This is a genomic window from SAR324 cluster bacterium (genome assembly GCA_015232315.1).
In the GTDB taxonomy this organism is placed as follows: Bacteria; SAR324; SAR324; order SAR324; family NAC60-12; genus JADFZZ01.
This window is the reverse complement of record JADFZZ010000019.1, coordinates 55884-74988: the sequence shown is the minus strand read 5'-3', so window position 1 is coordinate 74988 and position 19105 is coordinate 55884. Positions and strand designations below refer to the sequence as shown.

The following is a 19105-nucleotide window of genomic DNA, read 5'->3' as shown; positions in this document are numbered from 1 at the left end:
CCCGGCACTGCCGTCATGTCTTTTATTCCTTCTCAACTGACCAGACTTTTATGTCTGGTTCTCTCCGTTTGGGGCTACACGATCTCTATGCCGGGTGGCGATGTGTCATGGCTGGCATGGGTGGCACTGGTGCCCTTGCATTATGGAATGGCTGAAATTCCACGTCGCACCATCTGGTTGTATAGCGGACTCTGGGGTTGGCTGATCTGGCTGACTAATCTCTGGTGGGCCGCTCCTGCCTTGCATCATTTTCTGAAAATACCTCCCTGGATTGCCTGGGCTGGTGTGTGCCTCTATTGTTTATGGATGTCCCTGCCCTATGCCTTGTATGGCTTATTATTTCATCTGTCCGGTGGCCTGCGAAGCACACTGAATTGTATTCTGTTGACCGCGTTGTATGTTCTGCCTGTTTCCTGTTTTCCCTCCTTGTTCCCCGGAAATCTGGCACATTCCCAGTTTCGTGTTCCTGTATTGTTACAGACGCTGGAATGGGGTGGAACTCCAATGCTACTGTTTTTGATGGTGTTGATCAACGTGTGGCTCTCACGATTTGTATGGCATTGGGTACATCAGCGTCAATTCTGTGTAACTCCCGTGATCCTGTGTGGAATGTTGATGCTGAGCCTGTGGACCTGGGGAACTTTCAGGATCGACCAGATTCATGAGGCGATGAATCATCCCGAAACACCCGTCCTTCAGGTGGGATTGATCCAACCCAATCTCGAACGTTCAGGAAATGTCAGGGAGGCTCTGGAACTGACCAGAGAATTGGCTCACTCTCAGAAAAAAATGGATCTGATCCTGTGGCCTGAAATTCCTGTGCCTTTTTCATGGGTTGAGAAAACCAGCCAGCAACAGCAGATCAACCAGCTTGTTGAGGAATTGCAGACACCACTGGCAATGGTTTCAAGCTATGTCTATGAACGGACGCAAACCATGCCTGATGGTCGACAGCCCTATTACAATATGGCACATCTCATTGCTCCGGGCCAGGTTGTGGCACAGCATTATGCCAAACGCCGCCTTGTGCCCTTTACGGAATATCTGCCGTTCGAAAACCAATGGTCGGAATTGCGGCAATGGTTTCCCGGTGTATTACGCTATATTCCGGGAGATACCCCTCAAACATTTCGCATCAATTCACAGGTAAACGCCATTCCATTGATTTGCTATGAAGCCATTTTCGCGGACATGATACGTGATTTTGAACGAGGTCAGCCAACCCTCATGATCAACATGACCAATGACCGCTGGTTTGGTCTGACAAGAGCACCCTGGCTCCATTGGGCACTGGCACAATTTCGGGCCGTGGAATTTCGTATGCCGCTGATCCGGGTGAGTAATTCAGGAATCAGCGGCTATGTGAGCCCCACCGGAGAGACTGACCCTAAAGCGCAAACGGAATTGATGACTCAGGCCGCCCGCAACGTGCTTGTGCCTGTTCCGCAAATCGCCTCGTTGTATGCGCGCTGTGGAAACTGGTTTTTATATTTGCTGGGATTGGGGGTTGTTGTCATTTTTGTGTTGAGGCAGTTCTGGTGGCGAGGAGGCTATTAAACCTTCAAAAAAAGAAAACTATCCCTTTGTCATTCCTGTTTGTGAAAAATTACACCTGTGCAGGTGGTTTGAAAATGAGCCGCTAAGAACGCTAAGAACACGAATAAAAAGGTTTTTATATAAATGAAGTCCTCAGTAAAACCCTGATTTTCAAGTTTACTGGTGCATATTCCCTTTTTTACTTTGTGTTCTTCGTGTACTTTGTTGCTAAAAAAGTACCTGCACAGCTCGAAAAATTACGCCGGTTTCTCACAAACCATATGCCAATAATCAATGAGGCTCCGGCAACATCAGCTAACCAGTCCTGCACATCGCTGTAACGTCCCGGCACGAAAGACTGATGCCATTCATCGGAAAGTCCGAACAGGACACATCCCATCCATGCCACGAAAATTCGCTGAAACGACAGGCGAGTGAATCCGTTTGTCGCGGTGTTGAGGTACATGACACTGAGAGCACCATACAGGATCATGTGTGCCCATTTGTCATAAAAGGGAATATCTATGGGCGGTGTGGGTGGTTGGGACCATGAAGAAAGCAGGAAAATGCCCACGGACATGAGCACACTGCCCAGCCAGTAATGGGTTTTCCCGTAAGTCATCCACCTGTTAAAGAATTGATTCAACATGAGGGCAGTGGTTCCGTTTGATGTAAAGTATTTTTGTATGGTCTTTTTCCAAGTAATAAATCACTCGACAGTGGTAAGTTCTCAGCTTTCAGTTCTCAGTTTTTTGAATTTATTGAAATTATTATGATTTTTTATATAAGCCAAAAAGTTTCCACCTGTGCAGGTGGTTTGAAAATGAGCCGCTAAGAACGCTAAGAACACGAATAAAAAGGTTTTTATATAAATGAAGTCCTCAGTAAAACCCTGATTTTCAAGTTTTCTGGTGCATATTCCCTTTTTTACTTTGTGTTCTTTGTGTACTTTGTGGCAAAAAAAAAGTACCTGCACAGCTCGCATTTTTTTCAGAGGAAGTTTATGCAACTTACTGAGCAGCAATGTCCCTTATGCCTAATTCAATGATTTATATGACTTTACATCATCAAACGGAACCACTGCCCATCCCACCTTCCCGGTATTGTCCTGCCCAGCTTGCGCCACTCAATGGCGAAACGATGACCATAGCCTTCTATTGAACGCCACCAAACATAAAAAAGAGTTGTCCCAGGCCGACAAGCAAACCTAAAACAGCGCCTACTAAAATCAGAATCCATTCATCTTCCTGAAAAGCCGGTCTCAAGAGTCCTTCAAATTGTGTGGGTGTCAGCTCTCTCATTTTTTCAACCAGAGTTTTTTCAATGGCGAGTGATTCGGTGGCATAGTCTGTAACCAGACTCAAGGACCTGGGAACTTCTGCGATAATCAAATCACAGGCACGTGACTTCATGGTGATATATCCTTTTGTTCCCACGGCCATCTGTACAAAGGGTTTTGCCATACCCGCATAACTGTCAATGGCTTTTTTAACATTGCGACTGATAATCTCAAACAATTGGTCAGACGCTGGTCCTCGAACAACAGCTTCAATAATATTGTCGGCATTAAGAATTTCCTTGGTAACCAGCTTGGAATATTCAATTGCCACGGCATCCTGCCTTTTTAAAAACAAACCCTGCCAGGTCCATGGCCCGATTTTCTTGGGTTCAAGGGGTTCAAAAATCATTTTCAGAGCCAACCAGTTGGTGAGATATCCCACCAGCAGACCACCGAGTGGAAGCTCCCACCAGGCCTGATAGACAAACCAGACTCCAGTCTGAATCAGGCCAAAGAGAAATCCGAAATAAAAACCGGAATTTCCAATGAATTTAAATTCCGCTTCACCAACCTTTAAAAACATTTCAACCATCAGTCGTTTGTCTCGAACCAGAGTGTCCAATACCATTTTTTCAAGGTCGAACAGTTCATCGATATTATCGGTAAATTCAGTGAGCACCTGTGCAATCACTTCCGGTGAATCTTTGCTGACGCGTTTATATATTTCATCTTTTGCCCTTTGAGGTAACGCTTCCCATAAGGTATTAGACTGTTCTTCCATAATCTCTGTGAGGATTTTTTCAGTCATGGTGGCCATCAGTGGCTCCAATTCCTTCGCCATTCCGGCGGGATCCAGATTTCTGAACATTTCCTGCACACTGATCAAATTCTCAGTCATCATTTTTACATTGATTTTAGCCATTTTAATGGCTTTTGCCGGAACAATTCCCTGCCATCCCAAAAAGGGCGGAATTCCCAAAAATTCGATAGGATAAAACATCATTTTGATAGCAAGTACATTGGTTCCCCATCCCACGATGGCACTGGTAAACGGCATCGAAACATATAACCAGAATTCAGGATGGTTAACTATTGATAGAATTGTTTCTAACATAAGGACTCCGTATTGATTTAAGTTATTTAAAACCTTCTTTAATTGAGGCAACACCGGATATAAAACGTAGCATTTACTGCTTCGTAAACTTCCAGACGAAATGAAAAAAGAATATTTTTTCATCTCTTTCATACCTTCTTGCATTTTAAATTCAGAACATCAACCTCATTTATGCATATTTATGAGACTTCTTCTGTCAAACCTGAAAAAATGGCGATTCTGTAGATCTTATTGATTATTTTCACTGTGACTGTTGACAATTCCATAAAAATTATACAGGAAACAAACACCACCCTTCGTCACCTGAAAAAAACCTGATTTTTTTGTCTTTACGAAGGCTGTGGAAAGAATGTTTTTCCCATCAGGAACAACAGGAAGCCGGGAACCTCTGATTCCGGTTCGATGTTTGTTTTCCTGTACCTTTATATTTCTGAACCTGCTGATTCCCGGAGGTTGATTATGAGTGAATTTTGGACAAATTTCTGGTTGTACGTATCCATGCCGTTTATTAGTGGAATTGTTGGCTGGGGCACGAATGTGGTTGCGTTGAAAATGACATTTTATCCTCTGGAGTTTATCGGCAAACCTCCGTTTTTGGGGTGGCAGGGAATCATTCCCCGAAAAGCTGAAAAAATGGCGTCACTGGCCTGTGATCTGATGACCTCCAAATTGATCAGTATTGAGGAGATTTTTACAAGGCTTGATCCCAAAAGGGTAGCCGCCGAAATGGAACCTGCTCTGCTCAACCTGATTGAAACCATCACCAACCAGATCATGATGGAACAGGCCGCTTCCATGTGGGAAATGATTCCCCAGCGAGTCAAGGATGAAATTTATCATAGAGCCAAAGATGAAGCACCCACGGTGATTGCCACCATGATGCAGGAAATCAAGGACAACATTAATGAATTGTTTGATTTGAAAGCCATGGTGACAGATTCTCTGGTGCGAGACAAACAACTGCTGAATGAAATTTTCCTCAGAGTCGGCAACAAGGAATTCAAATTCATTGAAATTTCCGGTTTTTATTTTGGCTTCGCGTTTGGAGTGATTCAGATGATTCTCTGGATTTTTTATAAAGGTTCCTGGCAGTTGCCTGTGTGCGGACTGATCGTGGGCTACGCGACCAACTGGCTGGCTCTCAAAATGATCTTTGAACCCGCCAAACCCACAACCTTTGGCCCCTATAAAATTTTAGGCAGGGAATTCGGACCATGGATTATTCAGGGATTGTTTCTCAAACGACAACAGGAAGTCGCGGGGGATTATGGTGCCTTGATTTCCAAGGAAATCCTGCATGCGGAAAATATCTTTATGGGAATTCTGAAAGGTCCAAGCTCCGACAAACTGTTCCATTTGATTCAACGCCATGTGAAACGGAGTATTGATCAATACGCAGGCATCACCAAACCCTTCATCGCCCTGACCATTGGCACCAAAAATTACATCAACATGAAAGATTCCGCGGTGAATCATATCATGGAACACACACCCGAAAGTCTGAAGCATGTGCATGTCTATGCGGAAGAAGCCTGGGATATTGAAAATACCTTGCGCGTAAAAATGCAGGCTCTTACTCCGGAAGAATTTGTCAATCTGTTGCGTCCCGCCTTTCAGGAAGATGAATGGATTCTGATTCTGGTTGGAGCCATCCTTGGAATGTTCGTTGGATTCTTCCAACTGTTTGTCATGTTTTCATAAAGCCTGAATACGGAGAGTTCTTATCATGAATACACTGCTGATGGATGCCTTTAATAACGAAGACTTCTGGCTTTATGTCAGTATGCCTTTTGTAAGTGCCATTGTGGGCTGGGGCACCAATCTTGTTGCCATCAAGATGACCTTTTATCCGCTCACGTTCTGGGGAATTCCACCCTTTCTTGGCTGGCAGGGCATCATCCCCCGGAAAGCGGAAAAAATGGCATCCATCGCTGTGGATTTGATGACCACCAAACTGATCAGTGTTGAAGAACTGTTCGACCGCCTGGACCCTGAACGTGTCGCCAAAGAAATGGAACCGACCATGGAGGTTCTGATTGAAACGTTGACCACTGATATCATGATTGAACAGGCTCCCGCATTATGGGAAATGTTGCCCTTGATGGTGAAGGATGAAATTTTCAGACGTGTCCGGAATGACGCACCGAATGTCATCGCGCGAACCATGACCGAAATCAAGGAACATATCGGCGATCTCTTTGATCTCAAAGCCATGATCATTGACTCTCTGGTTCGGGATCGATCACTGCTGAACAAGGTGTTTCAGGATGTCGGGCACAAGGAATTTAAATTTATTGAACGTTCAGGTTTGTATTTCGGTTTTTTATTTGGCTGTATCCAGATGGTGATCTGGATTTATTACAAAGGCCAATGGCAACTTCCGGTTTGTGGTTTCATTGTGGGTTACGCCACCAACTGGCTGGCTCTCAAGATGATCTTTGAACCTGTCAATCCCATTAAAATTGGCCCATGGACCATTCAGGGACTCTTTATCAAACGACAACAGGAAGTGGCTTCAGATTATGGTGCCCTGATCGCGTCGGAAATCCTGAATCCTGAAAATATCATTGAAGGCATCCTGAAAGGGCCATCCTCCGACAAGCTTTTCAAATTGATCCAGCGTCATGTCAAACGAACCATTGACAGTTCAACAGGCATCACCAAACCATTCATTGCCCTGACCATGGGAACCCACCGCTATATCCAGATGAAAGAAATGGCTGTTGACAAGGTGCTGGAACATTTACCGGAAGGACTCAGCCATTTACATGCCTACACCGAGGAAGCTATGGATATCCAAACGATCCTGCGTGAAAAAATGAAACAGCTTACCGCTGAAGAATTCATCGGATTATTACGCCCCGCGTTTCAGGAAGATGAATGGATTCTGATCATGGTTGGGGGTGCTTTGGGTGTGGCCGTGGGCTTTTTTCAACTCCTTGTCATGTTTTCCGGACGTTTCTGATCTCTATTCCTGTCATTTCTCCGAGCCACCTCCGGTGAGTGCGAAGCAGAGCTTCGCCTGATGGATAACGTGCCCCACTGGACAAGGGCACGAGCAAACTTTTACAATTTAAAATAAATATACCCATGCCGATGGTCGTCCTTGCTGTTTCGATGATAGTGGGACGAAAGGCTTATGACAAAAAGAATCCGCATGCCACACGATGTTCGTCACCGGTCTATTCAATTTTCGCAACCCCTGTCTAGACCTAAATACACTATTCTGGCATTTCTCATTTTTTGTTCATTGGGAATGGGATTAGCCGTCATGGAAACATTCAGAGAAAGATTTGCGGGTCCACCGCCTGTCGCAGTCAAGGGCATTCTGGATCTGAGAGATATCACACTGGAACATCATAATCCTGTCACACTGGCAGGGGAGTGGGAATTGTACTGGGGTAAATGGGTTGACGGCCAGACAGATGGTTTGGGGCGAAACATACTACCAGATTATTACGTAAGTCCCGAATTCTGGGATTCCAATCCTCACAATTTCCTGCCCACACATGGTTTTGGTACCTACAGGCTTCGTGTTCTGCTTCCCCAATCCTTTCCATATCAGCATGATCATCTGGAAATCCTGACAGGCTTGGCGATCAGTTCTGCCCGAATGAGGATTTATAATGCGGAGGGTATTCCTCTTTCGATGGAGTTCAATTCTGGAAAAATCAGTGATAACGCGATAAATTCCGAACCGAAGGTCTTTCAGCAGGTGCTGACTGTGAATCCTGCGCCGGAAATACAGATTTTTTGGCAGATCAGTAATTATGCACATCATCAAGGTGGGCCATATAAACTTCCAATATTGGGAACAAGCTCATCCATGCATCAACTGATTGTTACCAAGTCTGTCCTCAACAGTTTGGTTTTGGGGATATTGCTGATTATGGGGCTGTATCATTTGGGATTGTTTGGATTGAACAATTATGACCGCGGTGCGTTATGGATGGGGCTGACGTGTTTATTAACCATGATCTGGTCAATAACGGGATACCATATTCTTGAACTCTATTTTTCTGATTTCGATCATTTCGAATTTTATCCAAAAATCAGAGTCTCCTCCGGAATGATGGTCATCTTCTGTTTGCTTAGGTATATTCGCACTCTTTTTGTTAAGACAGAAAAGGTCTTAAACTTTCTGGCCAGATTTCTGGAAATCGATTTTCTGTTACTGGTTTGTGCCACTTGGTTAATGAGCATGAACTCTATTCATTTCCGTGTGCTTCCCCAAATATTCTATGTGCTGGTGGGTTTGTCACTGCTTTGGATGTTGGGAACACTCATTTATGTATGGCTCCATCACCGGGAGAAGACCGCTGGAATCCTGCTTTGGGGATTTCTGATTTTCTTTGCCGCAGCATTGCATGATATCAGCATTGACCTCCACCAATTGAACAGACCTTTTATCAGTCAGAATGGTTTTGTGGTATTTATTTTTTTTCAGGGGTTGGTGTTGGCCATCAACAATCGGCGCATTCACCGCAAGGCCGTCAAATTGGCCGATGAACTTGTCCATCGCAATGAGGAATTAGTTGTTCTGACAGAAGACTACCAACTCTTGAACACCGAACTGGAAGAAAGAATCAGTCTCAGAACCAGAGATTTGTCGGATAAAAACAATGAGATGCTTCACAATTTAAAACTGGCTGGTGAAGTTCAGGGAAGCATCATTCAACCTGTGGTGAATGCAGAATTTGTAGAACATTACCTGTGGTTCAAACCGCTGGAACAGATTTCAGGTGATATTTATTATTCGCATCATGCTCGCAATGGGGACTTTTTCTTTTTCCTGGGGGATGCCAGCGGACATGGCATTTCAGCAGCATTTCTCACCATTCTGGTAGAGATGTTGCTTGAGCAAATGGATGAGGACGTCTCACTCACCATGATTGCCAATCATATCAACAATAATTTGTTCACTCATACACCAATGGACCATTTCATGTCGGCGATTCTGTTTAGAATCTCTCCGTCAGGAGAATGCCGTTATATCAATGCAGGTCATCCAGAAATGATACTGATACGTTCCGAAGATCAACAGATGATCAAACTGGAGGCAACGTGTTTATTGATGGGTGTAATCGCGGATATCCCCATACATGAAAACAAGTTACAACTATCTCATGGCGACCGTTTATTACTGTTCACAGATGGTTTGACCGACAGTGTGACTGGGGATGGAAACAGATTCAGGAAGTATTTTATGGAGGTACTCCAAAACTCAAATGACCTGGAATTGAAACATTTTTTTCAAAATATTAAGGATTCATTCAAGTCTTATACTCAAGGAACATCACCTGCGGATGACATCACATTGGCTATGTTTGAATATGGGAGTAATTTCAGATATCCCCATACATGAAAACATAAGGACGCGTTCATTGAAGAATTTCACAAACTCCCGAACCCGGAACTATTAGAGGAGGTCGTTATGCCCACCATGGCCCAACAATGGATTGATGAAGGATTTGAAAAAGGCATTGAGAAAGGCCGGGTTGAAGGATTCCGTTCCCTGGTGGAAAAACAATTGCGGATCAAATTCCGTGAAATTCCCGCAAGCTACCTGACGCAACTGAGTACGTTGTCTTTCCTCCAACTGGAAACGCTGGCAGAGCGCGTTCTAACCGCTCAAAGTCTGGAAGAATTGTTCCGGTTCTGATCACTCGTTCTATTACGCCCGGAAAACAGGCATTGATATATTCCAATAAAAAAGACACCTGCTCCGGATGAGACACTTCAACTGATTTTTTTCAGGAAAATATGGCTCTTCCCCGTTCGGAAGCAGGTCTTGACATACAACGGTCCACCCACTCAAAAACCCTTGGAAACTCTGACAGTCCCAACGCTTCGGATGCGTCGAAATGTGTTTTCAGGGTATTGACCCACGAAAATGTAGCAATGTCCGCAATGGTATATTCATTGCGGATTAAAAAATCCCTGCCAGTCAGTTGCTTTTCCAGAATAGCCAGCAATCTCCGGCTTTCAGTCCGGTAGCGTTCCACAGGATAAGGATCCTTGCACTGGTCTGCGGCAAATTTATAAAAGTGTCCGAACTGCCCGAACATGGGGCCGAGGTGTCCTACCTGAAAAAACAGCCATTGCAGACATTCAGTTTTGCCGGCGCCATCCAACGGCATCAACTTTCCGGATTTTTCAGCCAGATAAATCAGAATGGCGCCGGATTCCATGATACTGATCATTTTGCCATCGGGTCCATGCGGATCAAGAATCACCGGAATCTTGGAGTTTGGATTGATGGATTTGAATTCTTCGGTGTGCTGGTCTCCAGTTCGGATATTGATGAGATGCAGTTCATAAGGTATTTCTGTTTCTTCCAGTGCAATCGAAATTTTAAGTCCATTGGGGGTTCCCATGGAATAAAGCTGAATGCGTTCAGGATGTTTAGGTGGCCAACGTTTGAAAATCAGTGGATTGGAGGGGTGTTCCATAAGTCCTTTTTGGTGAGGAAGGTAAACATGAACTCTGAGTTTTTATACTCAATGATACAGATATTGAATCAACTGACGTTGCTAATGACATGCCTTGGACATTGTTTCAATGCAAAAGCTTGTCAGGAGGATTTCATTTTGTTAAAGGTCAATCATGTCCTGTTTTTCATTTGAATTCCTGCTGACAAAAAAAATCCATGCTGACTCGTTTTTTCTATTTTCTGAACCGGTATCCACTGCTGATCATTGTCAGTTGCGTGGGGCTTTCCATCCTGTTTTTTCTGAAAGTAAAATCAGAACTTCTGGATGATCATTATCAATTGATCATTGACAGCAGTCTGGAACCGTTTATCAGCAGAGATTCAGGAAATTTTGATGAATTCAAACGAATTCGAAAGATTTTCGGTAGCGAAGAAGTTTTGATGATTGCCATTCAATCGGAAAAAGACGCACAGAAGATGAATCTGGATTTTTTTCTGATGCTGGAAAATTTCACTCATGATCTAGCCCTCAACATTCCCAATGTGGAACGGGTGATCAGCCTGATCAACACACCGCAGTGGCAGGGACCCTGTGCCGGAAAATCATGGTTCCATAAAGAATCGCTGGGTTCCGTGTGCCTGTCCATTCTGGAACAGTACCGACAGGAAAAATATTGTCTGGAACATCCGGAACTCGAAGTCTCCCCGTCAGTGGATGTGTTATCTGAAACGGGTCCCGGATTGTCTTTTGATGAAGACTTTGAACTTCCCGGCGCGCCATCTTCCATGTCCAATGAATTGAACACATCCACTCATTCCGGTCCGCAATGTACCAGTGATATTTATCAGAAAACATTGCAGGATCTCGAAAACTCGGTTCAAAGCCATATCAAAAAAATTGTCGAACAGTTGCGTAAAGATGAGATTATTCAGCAGGATCTGATCTCAAGAGATGGAAAAACAGCCGCCGTCATTGTCCTGTTCAAACCTGAAGCGACCCCTGGTGATGAACACACGCAGAACAGTTTGACCGCATTGCTCAAACAATATCGTCAGGATGGCTGGATCATGGCTTATGCCAGCGAATTGCGTCAGGAATATGAGGCAACCCGGTTGATCCGTCAGGATCTCCAACGTATTCTTCCGCTCAGTATTGTCATGATCACACTTGTGTTGATGTTCTCGTTCAGAACGCTCAGAGGTGTGATCGTGCCCATGGTCATTGTGCTCCTTGGTACTATCTGGACCATGGGGATGTTCGGACTGATCGGTGACCAGCTCAATCTGGTGACAATGGCCTGTCCTCCGGTGTTGATCTGTGTTGGCAGTGCCTATGTGATCCATGTGGTTCACCAGTTTTATGCGGAGGCCAGATTGACCAGAGGCGGACGCAGGGTCATTGTCGAACGGACTATCGAACACATCACTGTGCCCCTGGTTGTGACTGCGCTGACAACAGTATGTGGTTTTGCCGCGCTTATGGTGAGTCCGATTCCAGCCATTCAGCAGTTGGGACTTTACTCCAGCATTGGAATCACCATCATCACCATTCTTTCACTCACACTGGCCCCGTGGATGATGTGCCTGTTTCCCATTCCCGAACGACAACGAAATCCTGCCCGATACGGAATACTGGATAAAATGCTGCATCTGAAATCCAATTTTCTCCGGGAATATTCCAAAGGCGTGATCCTGGTCTGGGTGATTATTGGCGGAATATCCCTGATGGGGTTGTTCCGGATTGAAATCAACAGTTTGAGCACCAATTTCAGCGAAGAATCAGAAATCATTCAGGATTTACGATTCATTGAACAACATCTCGGTGGAACCAATGTGCTGCGGTTGGTGTTTTCCCCGAGAACGAATTCGGTGTCCATGCTTTCCGCAGACACGGTGTATGGTCTGGCAGAATTGAAATCCTGGCTGTTGCAAACGGATGCGCCCAACGAACTCGGAAACATTCAAGGCATTCAAATCGACAAGGTTTATACGCCCGTGGAGTATCTGGACAAATATCGTCACGGACTGGATAACCTGACCGATGATCAGGTGCTACATTTTTTCGAGAAATTTCAGAAAGGCGTGTTGCCGACCTTTGTGAGTGAAAACCGCGAATTGCTACAAATCACGGTTCGGATGACCGTTTCCGGTTCCACGGCCTTCATCGAACTGAAAAATATTCTGGAAAAAAAGATCCCTCAGTTTCTTCCCCACCTGAAGGTTGAATTCACAGGTGCCGGCATTTTGGCCAGCGAATCCGCTGATAACATTGCCCGGAGTCAGATTCAAAGTGTGATGCTCGCGCTGGTGATTATTTTTGTCATTTTGTCCATGTTATTCCTGTCATGGAAAATGGGTGTCATTGCGCTTTATCCCAACGTTGTCGCGGTGATGGTGTTTTTCGGACTTCTGGGTTGGTTTTCAATTCCTGTCGGCATCACGATTTCGGTCATTGCGTCCATCGCGTTGGGGATTGGGGTGGATGACACCATTCATTTTTTGACGCATTATAATGAAAATGTGAAAAAAATCAGAAACAACAAAATTGCGTCCCAGGTCACCATCCGGCATATCGGCAAACCCATGATGTACACCACGTTTTCGCTGGTTACCGGGTTTGCGATTTTTGTGATGTCGGATATGGAATCGCAAATTCTGTTTGGCGCGCTGACCGCCTTTACCCTGTTTGTCTGTCTCATCACCGATCTGACTTTCCTGCCTTCCATCATGATGGAAACCCAGTTGATCACCGTCTGGGATTATCTGGGACTTAAATTTGACGCGAAATTTCTGGAAGGCATTGACCTGTTTCAGAAGATGAGTGTGTCCGACGCTAAAATCGCGACCCTTGTCGCCTACACGGTTGAACTTGAGAAGGATGATATCCTGTTTGAAGAAGGCGAATCCGGGAATGAACTCTATGTGATCCTGGAAGGAAACATCACCATTTATCTGGATGAAAAATATCATGAGGAACGTAATGTTCTGGCACAGCTTCCCAAAGGAAAAACCTTTGGCGAAATGGGCTTGTTCCGCAAAACCAAACGGACTGCCACCGCACAGGCCTCAGAAAAAACCCGGCTACTGGTCATCACGGAAGACATTCTGTTCAAGCTTCAGCAACGAAATCCCGGCATTGCGTCCAAACTGTTTCTCAATCTGTCAAAAAGCCTGGCTGTTTCCATCAAAAATACTGATCACCGTATGGTTGGCAAAGCTCTCAAGGAAATCAATCTGGTCGATTACTCTTCCATGGATGATGGGGAGTCCGAGGACACGTCTGATCATGTTCCAATTTTCATCGATATTTTTCAGGGGATGACCAAACGGGAAAAAGAAACCTTTTATGAATATTGTGAACACAAGCACATACCCGCTGGAAAAACCGTTTATTCCCGCGGTGATCGGGGCGATTTCATCATGATGGTGTTGTCAGGAAAGTTTGTTGCCCAAATTGAAGCGGTAGGAGAAAAAATGATTGTTTCAACCATCGGTGAACGCGATCTGGTTGGAGAAAATTGTTTGCTGGGGCAGGATCAGGTCCGGCAGGCAAGCGTTGTTGCCGGTGAAGATTCAGAAGCCTTGTTCCTGAATGTTTACAACCTGGATCGCATGGTCAATAATCATAAAAAGCTGGCCGCCAAATTCACGCATAACATGGTGTGTATGCTGTCCAATCGACTGGAAGCCGCCACCAGCAAGTTGTATCGCCCACGGTATGCCAACCGGTATCTGCTCAACACCTCCGCCAATATCTATCTGGATCACAGCCACCAGCATTTTGCGGGAATGGTCAACAACATTTCATTGACAGGGATAGAACTCGAATTGGGGCGCTATGTAGAAACCGGGCAAATGATTCGGGTTGAAATCTTTTTCAGACAACCCACCCTCGATCAATACCTGGAACAGAATACCATCGAATTGGCAGGACAGATTGTATGGGGGCGGGTCGCTGAAAGTTTTAACCGTGAACCCGCGTGGAAATATGGACTCAAGTTTGTCATGCTGACAGTTCAACAGCGTAACCGTCTCAAAACGGCTCTGGATGAACTCTACCTGACACCTGTCCAGACAGAAATCATGTGATTTCAAACAAGAGTACGTCAGGTTTCCTTGTTCTCCATTTTTTTAATCCAAGCCTTGATTTCCTCCAGCGGAAGACATTTGATGCTTCCTTCAATTAGCCGAAGTATTGACGGCCTGAAAACTCAACGCACGCTTTTGTGGAACAGTTTGTAATTCATTTCCTGCAGGCGGTTTGAAAGCATACTCACCAGATTGTAGCTGAGTTTTGTCGCCAGTTTTTGTTTGTATTCCGCAATGTCTTCAAAGCCTTGGCGGTCAATCAACAGAAGTTTGACATCTTCAAGAACAAGCACGTCGTCCTTCCATGTTTTTTCACCAAACACCCAGATCTCCTCTCCCAGTACATCCCCCTGAAAGACGGTTCTCAACGGGATGGTCTGACCCTCCTCATATTGAACAATCCCCAGTTTGCCTTCCAGAATCAGTACCATATAATTACGGAGACTATCTTCCTGAGCGACCGACTGATCAATCGTCATTTCTTTTATTTCAAACCGGGATTCCAGCCAGCGATAATCACGTTTGGATACCGTATCAAAAATATCACTCAGATCAGAACGTTCTTCCAGAACCTGTCCGGAATCAATGGCCTGTTGCAAACGATCCAGATGGAACTTTTCCATGGCGCTGACAATATTATCCGCATAAATGTGCTTTTCCAGTGTCTGGCGGGCTTTTTGGGTAATAATGGCTTCATGAATGATATTATCCACCAGCTTCTTCAATTCTTCATCGGTAGGATTGACATTCTGCAAAAATTCACTCAACCCCTTGGCGGAATGAGTTCGACCGATGACTTGCTGATCCGCGTTCTGAATCGCCTGATACAGTTTGGACGACAGATTCAGAAATAATTTGGAGGCGATTGCCGGATAACGGGATTTCAGATGCAGCAAAACCTCTTTGGTCAGAGCCAGTAGCTTGGTGTTTTGGACTGCGCGAACTGTCGCGGCCCGCCGGGTGCTGCGGAACAATCCCATTTCCCCGAAACTGTCTCCCTGCGTCAAGGTGGCCAGGACTTTTTCCTGCTGATGAAACTCCTTTTCCCAGAAAATTTCAATGGTCCCCTCCAGAATGATCAGGAGTTCGTTCCCGATATCGCCTTCCCGAAACAGAGTTTCTCCGGGCTTCATATCAATGGGATAGCCCATCAGTGTCGCTATTTTGGTTTCACGAACTGTCAGCCCCTGGAATACCGGAATTTTGCTCAGAAATTCAGGAGTATATTTTAATTCCGCATAATCCCAGACGGTGATCAGTCTCGTATTCACCATGATTGCCGGAAGAAAATGCAGATCCGCGAGCAGACAGACACCCAGTGTGAAGGCTACAAGAAAGCCAAACAATACCTGAGTCTGCATGTCGGAACTGACAAAAACCAGAAATCCCATTGACAGTGAGACTGTGGTCAGGGTCGCGGGACGGCCGATTTGAAGAATGGCCTGCTCTGAAGCTTTGCGCTTGTTTCTGAGCAGTTTTACATTGCTGTTGTAATGCGATAAAAAATGAATCGTATCATCCACACCAATTCCCAGAGCAATTGCGGCAATTACCGAAATAGTGACACCGATGGAAATGGACATCCAACCCAGAAAACCAAAAAACACCGCAATGGACACCACATTGGGATACAAGGCCACCAACCCCATTTTGGGATCCATGAACAAAATGGACAAAATGACAAAGATGATCACCAGAGCCAGAATGACACTACTGACCTGACTTTCGGCGATCTGATTGACAGATTCACTGGCCAGCACCTCACTTCCGGTAAACACAACCTCCAGATCAGGGAACCGTTGCCGAACTTCCGGTTCCAGTCGATCTCGCAACTGGAGATAGGCACTGGAACCCTCACTCCGCAACCGCAGGGTTATTTGCAGTAGTTTGTGATCAGGGCTCAGATAAACAGGTCCGTTCTGACGTTTGAGAAAATCAAAAAAATATTCCACTTCGCCATCTGTCAACTGTTCCAGATCGGGAAACCGATATTTGATCAGATCCACCACGCTATAAATCTTGTCCACCTGAAGTCCGGCCAAAGGCTGAAGAGATTGTTCTGAAAAATTTTCCAGCAACCACTGTTGGAACTTATCCAGTTTCCGCATCAAGTCCGCACTTTGTAGCTTGGATTCCTCCTGTTTTTTTTCAAACAGAATCCTGAGTGTGTTGGTTCCAGCCAGATGTTGTTCGATGAAGCGCAGATCCTGCATGACAGGCGTGTTTTCTGGAAACGCACTGGTAGAACTGTCAATTTTTACCTGAAATAGTCCGGCAATTGAGACGATTCCAATCAACAACCACACGGTGATAAAAAACCGGGGATATTTTCCCACCCAGACTGAAAAATGTTGAATCACAGGTTCCAGAATCGCCAGGTTATGGGATTCTTTTTTGAGGAGGACAACGGGTAATAAGGTGAGCAGTGCCGGAACAACTGTCAGGGACAGCAGAATAATGATTACCACCCCGATACTGGCATACAACCCCATGATTTTAATGGCAGGAACGGGACTGGTGCCCAAAGCGGCAAACCCTGCGACTGTTGTGAGCGCTGTCACCAGCAAGGGAAGGCCTATTTTTTTGAACAGGGTTTTAATCAGAAGTTGTGGCTCCTGGATGCTGGCCGATAGCTCATAATACTGATGCAGCACAAAAATGATGTAGGCACTGCCCACTGAAATGATCAGTGGCGGCAACACCATGGTGAGCGGATTGAGCACATTACCAGTCAAAGCGAAAATACCGGCTGTCCAGACAGTACCGCTGATGACAATCCCCAGCGGAATCAGAACCCCCCGAATTGAGCGGAAGGAAAAGGCCAGAATCATAATCATGACGAGCAAGCTGACAGGGAGAATCTTGCGCAAATCATTCCGGAGTGTTTTCGAAGTTTCATATTGCTGTCGTGACTGTCCCGCATAAGACGCGGTGAAGCCTTCATCCTTCAGAATTTGTATCTGTTTCGAAAGCTCTCCCTGAATTTGTGCTGAATCCACAGACGCGTTTTCATGGAACACCAGCAAAATACCAGCGGTGTCGGCGGAAGACGACATCAGGTCTTTTACAATGAGAGAATTCCCTTTCATTTCAGCAATGATTTGATCAACCCCGGACGCTGTTTCCTGATAGAGGATGTCTGCTGATTTTTCCAGAACATCCGGAGAACAAAACCTGTTCGAAGTTGGTGTCGGTGGTGTATCCAGTGGATCCTCCATGAACAAATCCAGAGACGCTGGTTCAACAATCCCGGATTGGGTGGAAGATTTGTTTTGCAAACAGTCCAGTCCTTGCTGATATTTCGTCAAAAGGGAGTCACAGTAGTCTCCCAGATTCTTTTGATGAAACCAGGATTTTCCCGCACAATCACCTGTCATGCGTGGAATATTGATGAGGCTTTGCACTTTGAGGAGTTGAGGGATTTTTTGTTCGAGATCAAGAGTCAGTTGTTCCAACCGCAACATGAAATTCAGATCCATTTTCTTCTGAGGTGGTTGTACCGCAAGCACCACAAACTGTTCATTTCCAAAAACTCTGCGGCTTTCATTGAATAATTGATAGGCGCGAGAATTCTGGCTGATATAGTTGTCCAGAGACGTGTCAATCAATAACCCCTGATCAGGGACAAACAGACGCGCTGTTACGGAATAAGCCAAAAATATTGTAATTCCGGCAAACACAAGAAGAATCAGGCGGGGATGCTTGAGTAATTGGTTGGGGAGGTAGGATAGTTTCATGACCTCATTATTCCATATTGAACATATTTCCCAGAACTCCGTTGATCAAGGGATCTTTGGCCGGATCTGTGAACAATCTGTAATTGTTATGAGTGTCTTTGGAAACGTAAACCAGTGTTTCAAACAGATAGTTCTGTTCATCACCGGCAACAGAACGGATACGGATGACGGTTGCGAGCCACTGATCGTTGATTTTGACATAGTATTTGGGGAAAAACCGGTAAACCTTGCGGAGAACATTCTGGTTATAAAACTGCACCATCAAGGGAACATTTTTTTCCAGTTCATAATACGTGATGATGGTGTCATAAGATTGCGGTGATGGCGTGGAAATCTGATTGGTGATTTTAAGGACCCCTTGGGGATTTTCCATTTCTTCACAAGAAATCTGGCTGGTATCATCCACCAGTTTTTGAAAATCGTCCATGTCCAGATTGGTCCCCTGAACTTTGGAAACCTGCTCCGATTTCGCAAAAGGTCGGCATTCACTGCTCAGATTGAAATCACAGGCAATGCAGGCATAACTGCGGTCATTGTTTTTCACCAGACACTGTGGGGTTTGAGGTCCCCTGGAAAAAAATATCCGTTCCTGCTCTTTCATTTTCAGCAGATGCAGGGCATGTTCAATTTTTTCATTTGTCTGACACTGTTGTCCTTCACAAGTCTGCACTTCCAGGTAAACACTCAACTGGGAACGCAAGATCGGGTTGGCTTTCAAGGACTCGCGAACGTAACTCACAATTTTTTCACGGCTGTTGAGTTCACCACATTCGCCCCCCCATAACTGGACAGGTAAAAGCAGAAACAGTAGGCAGAGGCCCTGAAATTTTGTTAAGTTCATGTACTTTCCTTTATGAAAAAACAGGTTTCATCTCTTAGGAACGTTCAAAAAATAACTTCCATTCCTTTTCAAAAAA

The 19105-nt window shown here is 45.1% G+C and carries 11 protein-coding genes; 6 read left to right on the top strand and 5 right to left on the bottom strand.

Annotated elements, in window-relative coordinates:
- The first annotated feature begins 15 nt into the window (after window positions 1-15).
- Window positions 16-1557 carry an apolipoprotein N-acyltransferase gene (gene lnt / locus HQM11_13265; GenBank protein ID MBF0351996.1) on the top strand — a complete coding sequence of 514 codons (1542 nt, stop codon included), beginning with the start codon at window positions 16-18 and terminating at the stop codon, window positions 1555-1557.
- A gap of 178 nt (window positions 1558-1735) precedes the next feature.
- On the opposite strand, the gene vanZ is transcribed toward lnt, so the two are convergent.
- Entirely contained in the window at window positions 1736-2116 is a 381-nt protein-coding gene (vanZ, locus tag HQM11_13260; protein ID MBF0351995.1) for a VanZ family protein, read from the bottom strand.
- Window positions 2117-2690: 574 nt separating this feature from the next.
- Window positions 2691-3929: a DUF445 family protein gene (locus tag HQM11_13255; protein ID MBF0351994.1), complete on the bottom strand. Its 1239-nt coding sequence runs from the start codon at window positions 3927-3929 to the stop codon at window positions 2691-2693.
- A gap of 459 nt (window positions 3930-4388) precedes the next feature.
- On the opposite strand from HQM11_13255, the gene HQM11_13250 reads away from it, so the two are divergent.
- The 4 genes from HQM11_13250 (at window position 4389) to HQM11_13235 (ending at window position 9591) form a co-directional block, all read left to right on the top strand.
- On the top strand, window positions 4389-5630 hold the full coding sequence (locus HQM11_13250) for a DUF445 domain-containing protein (GenBank protein ID MBF0351993.1): 1242 nt from the start codon (window positions 4389-4391) through the stop codon (window positions 5628-5630).
- 40 nt (window positions 5631-5670) lie between these two features.
- Window positions 5671-6894, top strand: coding sequence for a DUF445 family protein (locus tag HQM11_13245; protein ID MBF0351992.1), 1224 nt, complete (start codon window positions 5671-5673; stop codon window positions 6892-6894).
- Between the two features lie 306 nt (window positions 6895-7200).
- Window positions 7201-9294: a SpoIIE family protein phosphatase gene (locus HQM11_13240; protein ID MBF0351991.1), complete on the top strand. Its 2094-nt coding sequence runs from the start codon at window positions 7201-7203 to the stop codon at window positions 9292-9294.
- 69 nt (window positions 9295-9363) lie between these two features.
- Entirely contained in the window at window positions 9364-9591 is a 228-nt protein-coding gene (locus tag HQM11_13235; protein MBF0351990.1) for a DUF4351 domain-containing protein, read from the top strand.
- A 91-nt stretch (window positions 9592-9682) separates the two neighbouring features.
- Here the strand turns inward: HQM11_13235 and HQM11_13230 are convergent, their stop codons facing one another.
- Window positions 9683-10381, bottom strand: coding sequence for a glutathione S-transferase N-terminal domain-containing protein (locus HQM11_13230; GenBank protein ID MBF0351989.1), 699 nt, complete (start codon window positions 10379-10381; stop codon window positions 9683-9685).
- 197 nt (window positions 10382-10578) lie between these two features.
- On the opposite strand from HQM11_13230, the gene HQM11_13225 reads away from it, so the two are divergent.
- Entirely contained in the window at window positions 10579-14451 is a 3873-nt protein-coding gene (locus HQM11_13225; GenBank protein ID MBF0351988.1) for an MMPL family transporter, read from the top strand.
- Window positions 14452-14573: 122 nt separating this feature from the next.
- Here the strand turns inward: HQM11_13225 and HQM11_13220 are convergent, their stop codons facing one another.
- Both HQM11_13220 and HQM11_13215 read right to left on the bottom strand, forming a co-directional pair.
- Window positions 14574-18188 (bottom strand): MMPL family transporter, encoded by a 3615-nt coding sequence (locus HQM11_13220; GenBank protein MBF0351987.1) that lies wholly within the window; start codon window positions 18186-18188, stop codon window positions 14574-14576.
- Between the two features lie 7 nt (window positions 18189-18195).
- Window positions 18196-19029 carry a hypothetical protein gene (locus tag HQM11_13215; GenBank protein ID MBF0351986.1) on the bottom strand — a complete coding sequence of 278 codons (834 nt, stop codon included), beginning with the start codon at window positions 19027-19029 and terminating at the stop codon, window positions 18196-18198.
- Window positions 19030-19105 lie beyond the last annotated feature (76 nt).

Excerpts from the sequence above, each read along its gene's own strand:
- lnt (MBF0351996.1), top strand. The coding sequence starts at position 16 with ATGTCTTTTATTCCTTCTCAACTGACCAGACTTTTATGTCTGGTTCTC.
- vanZ (MBF0351995.1), bottom strand. The coding sequence starts at position 2,116 with ATGTCCGTGGGCATTTTCCTGCTTTCTTCATGGTCCCAACCACCCACA.
- HQM11_13255 (MBF0351994.1), bottom strand. The coding sequence starts at position 3,929 with ATGTTAGAAACAATTCTATCAATAGTTAACCATCCTGAATTCTGGTTA.
- HQM11_13250 (MBF0351993.1), top strand. The coding sequence starts at position 4,389 with ATGAGTGAATTTTGGACAAATTTCTGGTTGTACGTATCCATGCCGTTT.
- HQM11_13245 (MBF0351992.1), top strand. The coding sequence starts at position 5,671 with ATGGATGCCTTTAATAACGAAGACTTCTGGCTTTATGTCAGTATGCCT.
- HQM11_13240 (MBF0351991.1), top strand. The coding sequence starts at position 7,201 with ATGGAAACATTCAGAGAAAGATTTGCGGGTCCACCGCCTGTCGCAGTC.
- HQM11_13235 (MBF0351990.1), top strand. The coding sequence starts at position 9,364 with ATGCCCACCATGGCCCAACAATGGATTGATGAAGGATTTGAAAAAGGC.
- HQM11_13230 (MBF0351989.1), bottom strand. The coding sequence starts at position 10,381 with ATGGAACACCCCTCCAATCCACTGATTTTCAAACGTTGGCCACCTAAA.
- HQM11_13225 (MBF0351988.1), top strand. The coding sequence starts at position 10,579 with ATGCTGACTCGTTTTTTCTATTTTCTGAACCGGTATCCACTGCTGATC.
- HQM11_13220 (MBF0351987.1), bottom strand. The coding sequence starts at position 18,188 with ATGAAACTATCCTACCTCCCCAACCAATTACTCAAGCATCCCCGCCTG.
- HQM11_13215 (MBF0351986.1), bottom strand. The coding sequence starts at position 19,029 with ATGAACTTAACAAAATTTCAGGGCCTCTGCCTACTGTTTCTGCTTTTA.